Annotated in this window: 8 protein-coding genes; 4 read left to right on the top strand and 4 right to left on the bottom strand. The window is 69.9% G+C overall.

Annotated elements, in window-relative coordinates:
* Nucleotides 1-37: 37 nt before the first annotated feature.
* From cydD to OG866_RS22215, 3 genes are read right to left on the bottom strand one after another with little or no spacing between them, the layout of a single operon-like run.
* Entirely contained in the window at nt 38-3622 is a 3585-nt protein-coding gene (cydD, locus tag OG866_RS22225) for a thiol reductant ABC exporter subunit CydD (RefSeq protein ID WP_329337174.1), read from the bottom strand.
* Nucleotides 3623-3634: 12 nt separating this feature from the next.
* Nucleotides 3635-4639 (bottom strand): cytochrome d ubiquinol oxidase subunit II, encoded by a 1005-nt coding sequence (cydB, locus tag OG866_RS22220; protein ID WP_329337172.1) that lies wholly within the window; start codon nt 4637-4639, stop codon nt 3635-3637.
* 18 nt (nt 4640-4657) lie between these two features.
* Complete coding sequence (locus OG866_RS22215) at nt 4658-6172, bottom strand: cytochrome ubiquinol oxidase subunit I (RefSeq protein WP_329337171.1); 1515 nt, start codon at nt 6170-6172, stop codon at nt 4658-4660.
* 224 nt (nt 6173-6396) lie between these two features.
* On the opposite strand from OG866_RS22215, the gene OG866_RS22210 reads away from it, so the two are divergent.
* Nucleotides 6397-6771 carry a cyclophilin-like fold protein gene (locus OG866_RS22210; protein WP_329337170.1) on the top strand — a complete coding sequence of 125 codons (375 nt, stop codon included), beginning with the start codon at nt 6397-6399 and terminating at the stop codon, nt 6769-6771.
* A 68-nt stretch (nt 6772-6839) separates the two neighbouring features.
* On the opposite strand, the gene hisC is transcribed toward OG866_RS22210, so the two are convergent.
* Complete coding sequence (hisC, locus tag OG866_RS22205) at nt 6840-7919, bottom strand: histidinol-phosphate transaminase (RefSeq protein WP_329337167.1); 1080 nt, start codon at nt 7917-7919, stop codon at nt 6840-6842.
* Nucleotides 7920-8347: 428 nt separating this feature from the next.
* Between hisC and OG866_RS22200 the strand changes: the two genes are divergently transcribed.
* The 3 genes from OG866_RS22200 (at nt 8348) to OG866_RS22190 (ending at nt 12002) form a co-directional block, all read left to right on the top strand.
* The gene (locus OG866_RS22200) at nt 8348-9460 is read left to right on the top strand and encodes a LacI family DNA-binding transcriptional regulator (RefSeq protein ID WP_329337166.1); all 1113 of its coding nucleotides are present in this window, start codon (nt 8348-8350) and stop codon (nt 9458-9460) included.
* A gap of 399 nt (nt 9461-9859) precedes the next feature.
* Nucleotides 9860-10942, top strand: a complete 1083-nt coding sequence (locus OG866_RS22195) for a metallophosphoesterase (RefSeq protein ID WP_329337164.1) — start codon at nt 9860-9862, stop codon at nt 10940-10942.
* A 193-nt stretch (nt 10943-11135) separates the two neighbouring features.
* The gene (locus OG866_RS22190) at nt 11136-12002 is read left to right on the top strand and encodes a hypothetical protein (protein ID WP_329337163.1); all 867 of its coding nucleotides are present in this window, start codon (nt 11136-11138) and stop codon (nt 12000-12002) included.
* Nucleotides 12003-12035 lie beyond the last annotated feature (33 nt).

The following is a 12035-nucleotide window of genomic DNA, read 5'->3' as shown; positions in this document are numbered from 1 at the left end:
AAGTCGGCACCTTGAGGACGGGTGGCTCGGCGACGGCTCATGCCATGAGCACCAGCGCCTCCGACTCCGCCTCCCGCTCCACCATCCGCCGCAGCGGCCCCTCCACGGCGGCCAGCTCGGCGTAGGTGCCTCGCTGCACGACCCGCCCCTCCTCCAGGACGACGATCTCGTCCACCGCCTCCAGCCCGGCCAGCCGGTGAGTGATCAGCAGCGTCGTACGGCCCTCGGTGGCGGCCAGCAGGTCGGCCGTGAGCGCGTCGGCGGTGGGCAGGTCGAGGTGTTCGGCGGGCTCGTCGAGGACGAGGACGGGGAAGTCGGCGAGCAGCGCACGGGCCAGCGCCAGCCGTTGCCGCTGCCCCCCGGACAGCCGTGCCCCGTGCTCGCCGACCAGCGTGTCCAGCCCGTCGGGCAGCCCGTCGGCCCAGTCGAGCAGCCGGGCCCGCCGCAGGGCGTCGCGCAGTTCGGCCTCGGTGGCGTCCTTCCTGGCGAGCAGCAGGTTCTCGCGCAGTGAGCTGTCGAAGAGGTGCGCGTCCTGTGCGCACAGCCCGACGAGGCGCCGTACGTCGTCCCCGTCCAGCGCGTAGGCGTTCACCCCGCCCAGGGTGTACGAGCCGGCCCCCGCGTCCAGGAACCGCAGCAGCACCTGCGCGAGGGTCGTCTTGCCGGAGCCGGAGGGGCCCACGACGGCGATCCGGCGGCCTTCCGTGACGGTGAGGTCGAGCCCGGCGAGGGCGTCCCGGTCCTGTCCGGCGTACCGCGCGGACAGACCCTTCAGGACGACCGGGAACGGGGAGACGGGCGCCTCGCACGGCTGCTCCGGCTCCCGTACGGGTTCCGGGGCGTCCAGCACCTCGTACACCCGCTCCGCGCTCTTGCGCACCCGCTGGCGGTACTGAACGGCGAGCGGGAGGCCGAGGACGGCCTCGAAGGCGGCCAGCGGGGTGAGCACGACGACGGCCATGGCCACCCCGCTCAGCCGCCCGTCGGCGACCGCCCGGGCGCCCACGAGGGCCGTGGCGGCGACGGTGAGGCCGGTGAAGAGCGCGGTGAGCCCGTCACCGAGAGCGGTGGCGGTGGCGGAGCGCGAGGCGATCCGCGCCAGCACTCCGTCGGCCTCGCGTGCCTCGGCGGTACGGGTGGGCAGGGCGCCGGCGACGGCCAGTTCGGCGGTCCCGGTCAGCAGGTCGGTCACCCGCGTCGCCAGCACACCGCGCGCCGGTGCCAGCCGCCGCTCCGCGCGCCGGGCCACCGCACCGGTGACCAGCGGCACCCCGGCTCCTGCGGCCAGCAGTCCTACGGCGAGCACCGCGGCGGCCTCGGGCAGCAGCCAGGCAGCGAACCCGACGGTCGCCGCGGAGACCGTGAGCGCCGCGCCGACGGGCAGCAGCCAGCGCAGCCAGTAGTCCTGGAGGGCGTCGACATCGCTGACGAGCCGTGAGAGCAGGTCACCCCTGCGGGTCCGACGCAGCCCGGCGGGCGCCAGCCGCTCCAGGCGCCGGTACACGGCGACCCGGGTGTCGGCCAGCATCCGCAGCACGGCGTCGTGCGACACGAGCCGCTCGGCGTACCGGAAGACGGCCCGCCCGATCCCGAAGGCCCGGGTCGCCGTCACGGCCACCATCAGATAGAGCACGGGCGGCTGCTGCGAGGCCCGCGAGATCAGCCACCCGGAGGTCGCCATGAGCCCGACGGCGCTGCCGAGCGCGAGGCTCCCGAGCAACAGGGCCAGCGCCAGCCGACCACGCCGGGGGCCGGACATGGCACGGACCCGGGCGAGGACACCGCGGTTCCCCACGGCCGGTGCCGCCGCCTCGGCCACCATGGTGTCGGCGGCCGTAGAAACGTCCGCCTCGGCCTGATGGCTCTCGACCCCGCCAGGGGTCCCGGCCTCGGACCGCGCGGAGGGCGCGGGCTCCGCCGACGTGGGCGGCGTGAGGTCCGCGGCCATGGCCTGCGTGGCTTCCGCGGAGGCGGGCTGCACGGGCTCCTCCAGCCGCACCACCCGGTCCGCCACTCCCAACAAGGCCGGCCGGTGCACGACGAGCAGCACCGTCCGTCCGACCGCGAGTCTGCGCACCGCCGCCACGACCTCGGCCTCGGTGGCCCCGTCGAGCGCAGCCGTCGGCTCGTCCAGCAGCAGCACGGGCCGGTCCGCGAGGAACGCCCGAGCCAGCGCGAGCCGTTGCCGCTGGCCGGCGGACAGACCGGCGCCGTCCTCGCCGAGCACGGTGTCAGCGCCCTGCGGCAGCTCGTCGACGAACTCCAGGGCTCCCGCGTCCGCCAGCGCCTCCCGTACGGCGGCGTCGTCGGCCTCGGGGCGCGCCAGCCGGACGTTCTCCGCGATCGTCCCGGCGAACAGGTGCGGCCGCTGTGGCACCCACGCCACCTGCGACCGCCACCGGCCGAGATCCGCGTCGGCGAGATCGACGCCCCCGACCAGCACCCGCCCCTCGGCGGGCGCCACGAATCCCAGCAGTACGTTCAGCAGCGTCGACTTGCCCGCCCCGCTCGGCCCGACCAGCGCGACCGTCTCCCCGGGCGCGACGGCGAAGGACACGTCATGGACCGCGTCGCCGGACCGTCCCGGGTAGCGAACGGTGACGCCCTCGAAGGCCAGGGCACCCGCCGATGCGCCGGCCGACACCGCAGCCGTACCCGCCACCGGCACCGGCGTCTCCAGCACCTCGAAGATCTCCTCGGCGGCGGCCAGCCCCTCCGCCGCGGCGTGGTACTGCGCCCCCACCTGACGCAACGGCAGATACGCCTCGGGCGCCAGCACCAGGATGACCAGGCCGATGTACAGGTCCATCTCGCCATGCACGAGCCGCATGCCGATCGTCACGGCGACCAGGGCCACCGACAGGGTGGCGAGCAGCTCCAGGGCGAAGGAGGAGATGAAGGCTATCCGCAGCGTCCGCATGGTCGCCTGCCGGTACTCGCCGGTGATGCGCTTGATCGACTCGGCCTGTGCCTTGGCCCGGCCGAACACCTTCAGGGTGGGCAGACCGGCGACCACGTCGAGGAAGTGCCCGGACAGCCGGGACAGCAGCTGCCACTGACGGTCCATCCGGGACTGCGTGGCCCAGCCGATCAGCACCATGAAGATCGGGATGAGGGGGAGAGTGCCCACGATGATGGCGGCCGAGACCCAGTCCTCGGTGACGACCCGCGCCAGCACCGCCACCGGCACGACCACCGCCAGCCCCAACTGCGGCAGATAGCGCGAGAAGTAGTCGTCCAGGGCGTCGATTCCCCGAGTGGCGAGTGCGACCAGCGAGCCGGTCCGTTGTCCGCTCAGCCACCCCGGCCCGAGCGCCGCGGCCCGCTCCAGCAACCTCCCCCGAAGCTCGGACTTCACCGCCGCGCTCGCCCGGTGGGCGGCGAGTTCGGTGAGCCAGGAGACCAGGGCGCGCCCGCAGGCGACGGCCACCAACAGCAGCAGGGGAGTGCGGAGTTCACCGACCGACAGGCCGTGCTGGAACGCGCCGACCACCACTTCGGCCAGGAGCATCGCCTGCGCGATGACCAGCGCTGCTCCGACAACGCCCAGGCCGACGACCGCCACCATGAACAGGCGAGTGGCGCGGGCGTACCGGAGCAGACGCGGATCGATTGGTTTCACGTGAAACACACCTCAGTGCGCGGCTTCGGCGATGTGCTGCGTTCCGATGCGCTTGCGGAACACCCAGTAGGTCCAACTCTGGTAGAGCAGGACGATCGGCGTGGCGATACCGGCACACCAGGTCATGATCTTCAGGGTGTACGGACTCGATGAGGCGTTGGTGACCGTCAGGCTCCAGTCCCCGTTGAGGCTGGACGGCATGACGTTCGGGAACAGCGTCAGGAAGAGCATGGCCACGGCGGCCACGATCGTCACCCCCGAGAGGGCGAACGACCAGCCCTCACGCCCCGCCTGAATCGCCACCAGCGCGGCGACCAGCGCGGCCACCGCGACCACGAGAGCGACCAGGCTCTTGCCGTCCCCACCGTCGATCTGCGTCCACACCAGGAAGATCAGCGCGCACACGGCCGTGACGAGCCCGACTTGGAGCGCCAGCTTCCGTGCCCGCTCCCGAATGTCCCCGACGGTCTTGAGCGCCGTGAACACCGCCCCATGGAAGGTGAAGAGCGTGAGCGTCACCACTCCGCCGAGGAGGGCGTAGGTGTTGAGCAGGTCCCAGAGATTGCCGACGTACTCGAAGTTCTTGTCGATCTTCACGCCCCGCACGATGTTGCCGAAGGCGACGCCCCACAGGAACGCGGGGAGGAGCGAGGTCCAGAAGATCGCGGTCTCCCAGTTGCGCTGCCAGTTCTCCTCGGGCCGCTTCGCCCGGTACTCGAAGGCGACACCTCGGACGATCAGGCAGACCAGGATGACCAGCAGCGGCAGATAGAAGCCGGAGAAGAGCGTGGCGTACCACTCGGGGAAGGCGGCGAAGGTCGCGCCGCCCGCCGAGAGCAGCCAGACCTCATTGCCGTCCCAGACGGGGCCGATGGTGTTGATCAGCACCCGCTTCTCGGGCCGGTTCCGGGCCAGCAGTTTGGTGAGGATGCCGACCCCGAAGTCAAAGCCCTCCAGGAAGAAGTAGCCGGTCCACAGGACGGCGATGAGTACGAACCAGACGTCGTGAAGTTCCATGACTCGATCTCCCTGGGCCTAGTACGAGAAGGCCATCGGCTTGTCGGCGTCACGGGTGTCGCCGCCGATCTTCGTGGGCGGGTTGAGGTCGGCCTCGGTGAGCTCGGGCGGGCCGGCCTTGACGTACTTCACGAGCAGCTTGACCTCGACGACGGCGAGGATGGCGTACAGCGTGGTGAAGACGATCATCGAGGTGAGGATCTCGCCCTGGGAGACACCGGGGGAGACCGCGTCGCGGGTCTGAAGGACGCCGTAGACGACCCACGGCTGACGGCCCATCTCGGTGAAGATCCAGCCCCAGGAGTTGGCGATCAGCGGGAAGCCCATGGTGAGCACGGCGATACGCCAGTACCACTGGGTGAGCTTCGGGCCGAGGGCCTTCGTGCCCCGGGGCAGCAGCACGAGATGCGGCACCTCGTCGTCAGCCACCCGCAGGGCTTGCGGCAGCATGAACTTCTTGCGGGTCAGCCAGAGTCCGAGCAGGCCGATCGCGAAGGACGTCATGCCGAAGCCGATCATCCAGCGGAAGCCCCAGTAGGCGACGGGGATGTTGGGCCGGTAGTCGCCGGGCCCGTACTTCTCCTGCTCGGCCTTGTTGACGTCGTTGATGCCGGGAACGTACGAGCTGAAGTCGTCCTTGGCCAGGAAGGACAGCAGCCCCGGGATCTCTATGGCGACCCTGTTGTGGCCCTTGTCGACGTCACCGACGGCGAAGATCGAGAAGGGAGCCGGCTGCTCGCCGTCCCACAGCGCCTCGGCCGCGGCCATCTTCATCGGCTGCTGCTCGTACATGATCTTGCCGAGGGTGTCACCGCTGATCGCGGTGAGCATGCCGCCGACGATGAGGGTGACCAGGCCGAGCCGCAGCGAGGGCTTCATGTCGCTGATGTGCTTCTTGCGCAGCAGATGGAAGGCGGAGATGCCGACCATGAACGCGCCACCGGTCAGGAACGCGGCGGACAGGGTGTGGAAGGCCTGGGCGAGGGCGGTGTTCTGCGTCAGCACCAGCCAGAAGTCGGTGAGTTCGGCCCTCCCCTTCGCCTCGTTGATCTTGTAGCCGACCGGGTGCTGCATCCACGAGTTGGCCGCGAGGATGAAGTACGCCGACAGGATGGTGCCGATCGAGACCATCCAGATGCAGGCCAGGTGGATCTTCTTCGGCAGTTTGTCCCAGCCGAAGATCCACAGACCGATGAACGTCGACTCGAAGAAGAAGGCGATCAGGGCCTCGAAGGCGAGCGGCGCACCGAAGATGTCGCCGACGAAGCGCGAGTAGTCGGACCAGTTCATGCCGAACTGGAACTCCTGCACGATGCCGGTGACGACACCCATCGCGATGTTGATCAGGAAGAGCTTGCCCCAGAACTTCGTCGCCCTGAGGTACTTCTCCTTCTCCGTGCGCACCCAGGCGGTCTGCAAGCCGGCCGTGAGGGCGGCGAGCGAGATCGTCAGAGGGACGAAGAGGAAGTGGTAGACGGTGGTGATGCCGAACTGCCATCGCGCCAGTGTCTCCGGCGCCAGAGCCAGGTCCACGTCGTCAGTCTCCTTACGTGCCGTGGTACAGCGGCAGTTTGCCCCTTATGTCACACGCATCAATGGAGCAACCGGGACACGCTTGTGAACGCGTTCACATTCACAAGCCCAGTATGACGTACTGAATTTCGACGGACGGCAGGGGGGTCATGTCTCCTGCGTCACCCCGGCCGTCAGCCCCGACCCCTTGGCAGCTACTTCAACATCTTGTTGAATTTCATGTCGTGCAGATACGACTCTCATGGCCCTCGGGCCACCTCACCGCATCCCTCGACGACACCCCGACGGCACAGGCCCTCACCGAGGCGCTGCCGCTCGCCTCCACCGCCCACACCTGGGGACAGGAGGTCTACTTCGACACCGGCGTCTCGGTTCCACGTGAAACCAACGCCCAACAGGTCGTGGAACCGGGCACGGTGGCCTTCTGGACCGACGGCGACGCCCTCGCGCTCCCCTACGGGCCCACGCCGATCTCGCGGGGCGACGAGTGCCGCCTCGCGAGTCCGTGCAATGTTCTGGGCCGTCTGGACGGCGACCCGGGCCTGCTGGCCTCCGTACGGAACGGAGACCCCGTCCGCGTCGAACTCGTGGAGGACTAGGGCTTCATGGAGGACTGGAGCTTCGTGGACGACCGGCTCTCCCCGGCGAACCTGAGCACCCCACAAAACTAGAGCTCCTTACGGAACCCTTCCGTCACCTTCAGGAAGATGTCGTTCGCCTCGGCCTCCCCGATCGTCACCCGCACACCCTCGCCGGGGAACGGACGGACCACCACACCGTGCCGGTCGCACGCCGCGGCGAAGTCGACCGTGCGCTCCCCCAGCCGCAGCCACACGAAGTTGGCCTGGGTCTCGGGCACCGTCCAGCCCTGAGCGCGCAGCCCCTCGACGACCCGGTTGCGCTCACACACCAGAGAGCCCACCCGGCCGAGCAGTTCGTCCTCCGCGCGCAGCGAGGCGATCGCCGCGTCCTGCGCGAGCTGGCTGACACCGAAGGGCACCGCGGTCTTGCGCAGCGCCGCCGCCACGGGTTCATGGGCGATGGCGAATCCGATGCGGAGGCCGGCGAGGCCGTACGCCTTGGAGAAGGTCCGCAGGACGCACACGTTCGGCCGGTCGCGGTACAGCTCCACGCCGTCGGGCACCTCGGGGTCCCGGATGAACTCGCGGTACGCCTCGTCGAGGACGACGAGCACATCGCTCGGCACCCGGTCGAGGAACCGCTCCAGCTCCGCCCGCTTCACTACCGTGCCGGTCGGGTTGTTGGGGTTGCAGACGAAGACCAGCCGTGTCCGCTCGGTGATGGCGCCGGCCATCGCGTCCAGGTCGTGCACATCACCCGGCGTCAACGGCACCTTCACCGAGGTCGCGCCGCTGATCTGCGTGATGATCGGGTACGCCTCGAAGGACCGCCAGGCGTAGATGACCTCGTCGCCCGGGCCCGAGGTCGCCTGGATGAGCTGCTGGGCGACGCCGACCGAACCGGTGCCGGTGGCGAGGTGGGTGAGCGGGACGCCGAAGCGCTCCGACAGCTCGTTCATCAGGCCCGTGCAGGCCATGTCGGGGTAGCGGTTGAAGGACGAGGCCGCGGCCGTGACGCTCTCCATCACACCGGGCAGCGGCGGATAGGGGTTCTCGTTGGAGGACAGCTTGTAGGCGACCGGGCCGTCGGCCGCGGCGGGCTTGCCCGGCTTGTAGGTGGGGATACCCTCCAGCTCGGCGCGCAGCTTGGGGCTCGTCTCGCTCACCGCAGTCCTCCTCGCGACCACCGGCGGCCCGTCCACGCCGCCGGCTTCCAATACTCCACACCTTATGAGGATTCGGCCCCGGTGCGTACAGGTGAGACGCAGGAGACCGCAAACCCCATCAGCCCCACAGGCATCAGGGGCATCACCGACCGAAGGCAGACGAATCGCAGGGCGCTCTCACATATATCTATGCGCCGGTAGTGCGCGCCGTGGCGCGCATCCCTCGTGAAGGTGAGTTGAGACCTCTTCGAAACATCGAGAACTTGGCAGGCTCATGCGTGCCGACAAGCCACGTAATGCCATTGGATCGTTCAACTCCCTTTCATTCGAAGGGAATTGACGGGTGATGACCATGCAGAAACGTGCCTGTCAACGCGTGCATATGCGTCCGCACTACCCCACCGCATGAGCCCTACTATCGGCTCGCCATGACAGCAGCAGGGAAGCACCAGGTGAGCCGCGCGGAAACCTCACGTCGAGGAAGCCGACCGGGCCGGGCGGGCATCAGAGACGTGGCCGCCGCCGCCGGAGTCTCCATCACGACCGTCTCCGATGCCCTCAACGGAAAGGGCCGGCTCCCGGACGCCACCCGACGCCATGTCCGTGAAGTCGCCGACCGGCTGGGCTATCGCCCGTCGGCAGCGGCCCGAACCCTCCGTACCGGCAAGTCGGGACTCATCGGCCTGACCGTGACGACGTACGGGGATGAACCTTTCACCTTCACCGAGTTCGCGTACTTCGCCGAGATGGCCCGGGCCGCCACGTCGGCCGCGCTCGCCCGCGGCTACGCGCTCGTCATCCTCCCGGCGACCTCGCGCCACGACGTGTGGTCGAACGTCGCCCTGGACGGCACGGTCGTCATCGATCCGTCCGACCAGGACCCGGTGGTCAGCGAGCTGGTCCGGCAGGGCCTCCCGGTGGTCTCCGACGGCCGTCCGGCCGGCGAGCTGCCGGTGACCGCGTGGGTCGACAACGACCACGAAGCCGCCGTACTCGGCATCCTCGACCATCTGGCCGACGCCGGCGCCCGCCGCATCGGCCTGCTGACCGGGACGACGACGGACACGTACACCCATCTGTCGACCACGGCGTATCTGCGCTGGTGCGAACGCGTCGGCCAGGACCCGGTGTACGAGGCCTACCCGGCCCACGACCCCTGTGCGGGCGCCGTGGCCGCCGACCGACTGCTGGCCCGGCCCGACCGGCCCGACGCCGTCTACGGGCTGTTCGACCCGAACGGCACCGACCTGCTGGCCGCCGCCCGCCGCTACGGACTGCGCGTACCGGAGGACCTGCTTCTGGTCTGTTGCAGCGAGTCCACCGTGTACGCCAGCACCGAACCGCCCATCACGACGCTCTCGCTGAAGCCCCGGCGGATCGGCACAGCGGTCGTCCAGCTCCTCATCGACGCCATCGAGGGGGTGGAGTCGGACCAGCCGGTCGAGCAGGTGATACCGACCGAACTGATCGTGCGCACCTCGTCCCAGCGGCGCCCGCCCCGGACGACCGTCAGCCCGCCCCGGTCACCTGAGGAGAAGTAGTACGCCTACAGCGAGCAGCCGAAGCCCGGCCGGGAGGAGCGAAGCCCGGCCGGGAGGAGCGGAGCCCGGCCGGGTGGGGCGGCGGGCCGAGGGCTGTCGGCACGGGAGGGGCGACGGGAGCGGCGGACCGAGAGGCGTCCGTTCGGGAAGCGGCGCCGGGGGCGACGGACGGAGACCCGTCCGCACGGAAAGAGGCGACGGGAGGGCCGTCAGCAGATGGCCGAAGCCCTGCCCAATCGGGGCGAAAGCCGCGGTGAACTGCACTCTTGCGCTGATTCACCACCCCTGGGTCATCACATGGCGCGATCCGCATTCCTATGATGGGCCCACGACACCGCGGGCCGCTGCGACCAGGCAGTCCGAAGCGGTGCAGATGCGGCGCGATGGTGGAGGGGTCTGATGACTCAGGGGGCCGGTCAGGGACCCGAAACGGAGCGGACGGCGACGTTGCGCGACTTCCGGGTGCCCGCGTACGTCCACGAGACCGGTCCGTACGGCCACAGCACACACCCCGGCGATGTCGCGCCGCCCCACGAGGAGGCGTACCCCGAGGGCTACCCGGAGGGGTACACCCCCACCGAGCGGAACCTGCCGGTCGTCAACCGCGGTGACACCCTCCAGGTGACCGTCGACCCGGCCGCGATCCCGCAGACCGTGAACGGGGCGGGCGCGCTGTACGTCGTGGGCGATGTGCACGGCTATCTCGACGAGCTGATGGCCGCCCTCCAGGAGAAGGGCCTCATCGACGCCGCGGGCAACTGGTGCGCCGGCACCGCCCGGCTGTGGTTCCTCGGCGACTTCACCGACCGCGGCCCGGACGGCATCGGCGTCATCGACCTCGTGATGCGGCTGTCCGCCGAGGCCGCCGCGGCCGGCGGCTACTGCAAGGCCCTCATGGGCAACCACGAGCTGCTGCTGCTCGGCGCGAAGCGGTTCGCCGACACCCCCGTCAACTCCGGCGCGGGCACCGCCACCTTCCAGGCGGCCTGGCTGCTCAACGGCGGGCAGAAGACCGACATGGACCGTCTTCAGGACCACCACCTCCAGTGGATGGCCCGGCTCGACGCCATGGAGTCCGTCGACGGTCATCTGCTGGTCCACTCGGACACCACCGCCTATCTCGACTACGGCGACTCGATCGAGGCGGTCAACGACACCGTCCGCGAGACCCTCACGCGCAACGACGCGGACGAGGTGTGGGACCTGTTCCGCAAGTTCACCAAGCGCTTCTCCTTCCGCGACGAGGGAGGGGCGGACGCCGTCCGTTCGCTGCTGGATACGTACGGCGGCACCCGCATCGTTCACGGTCACAGCCCGATTCCCTATCTGCTGGGCGAGGTCGGCTCCGAGGACGGCGAGGACGGGGGCGGTCCGGTGGTCGAGGGACCGCACGTCTACGCCGACGGCCTGGCCATCGCGATGGACGGCGGAGTGACCATGGCCGGAAAACTGCTGGTCCAGCAACTTCCCCTGGGTATCTGAACGTTCACAGGGAAGACGATCCCCCATGACGGACTGAGCCGAGACGGCGCAGGCCAGGGCCCAATTTCTGGAAACCCCCTGTCACCCTGTGCCGTCACCGCTCTACCATCGGCTTATCCGTAGCAGGCTCCCCTCCGTTTCTGCCCGACGGCTCACAGTCATGCGAGCCCCAAGCCCTACGGAGCATCGGGGGATGCACATGAACAGCGTTCCGCAGCACCTGCTGAGCGAGGACCGCCAGGATTACGAGCGGATCCTCGATGAGGCGCTGCGCTCCGCCCCACACCGCCCGGAACTGGCCGCTGTGGGACAGCGGCTGAATCCCGAACAGCTGCGCACCATGGCGCTGAACGCCACCGCGATCATCACGGCGGCCGCGGCGACCGAGTACCAGCACTATGTGAAGGTCCGCGAGGAACTGCGCCAGCCGGCGCCGTCCACCCCGACGTCCGTGCGCGAGACCGGCTCCACGGAGTCCGGCTCGGGTGCGGCGGGGCTCGCCGCCACCATGGGAGAGGTCGCCGAGACCGCCGGGGCGGGCGCCGTCGCCGTCGTCGCGGTGCTCGCTCCCGTCCTCGCCGGGACCGCCGCGGCGATATTCCTGCTCGTCGGCTACATCCTGAAGATGCTCAACCCCGAACAGGCGTTCGCCAGGACGATGCTGACGACGGGCTGGGTCTTCGGTGCGATGACCGCGGTGGCCATCCTGGTCGCCGCGGTGGGGCTCCTCCTCACCGCCCTGCGCAACCGCCCCTCGCTCGTCGACACCGGGCCGTACGCCGAGCTGACCGGGGAGGTCGCCCGCGCCAGGGAAGCCTGGCACGACGCCCTGCTGGAGCGGGGCGTGCTGCCCTTCCTGCGGGACGCTCTGGCCGACCCCGGCACCGCGGCCGCCCTGCACCGCGCGACACCGCCGGCACCCAGCCGGATGCCGAACCTCGGCTACGGCCGTCCGGGCTTCAGCAGCCCGGACGACGGCTCCACGGGCCCACGCCCCAGCTTCACCAGCCCGGACTACACCAGCCCGGACTTCGGCGGCCCGGAACACCAGCCGGAGTAACCCCCGGCTTGCGCCCCTCGCCGCGGCGAGCCG

The sequence above is a fragment of the Streptomyces sp. NBC_00663 genome (assembly GCF_036226885.1).
GTDB lineage: Bacteria > Actinomycetota > Actinomycetes > Streptomycetales > Streptomycetaceae > Streptomyces.
This window is presented reverse-complemented; position numbering and strand designations above follow the sequence as displayed.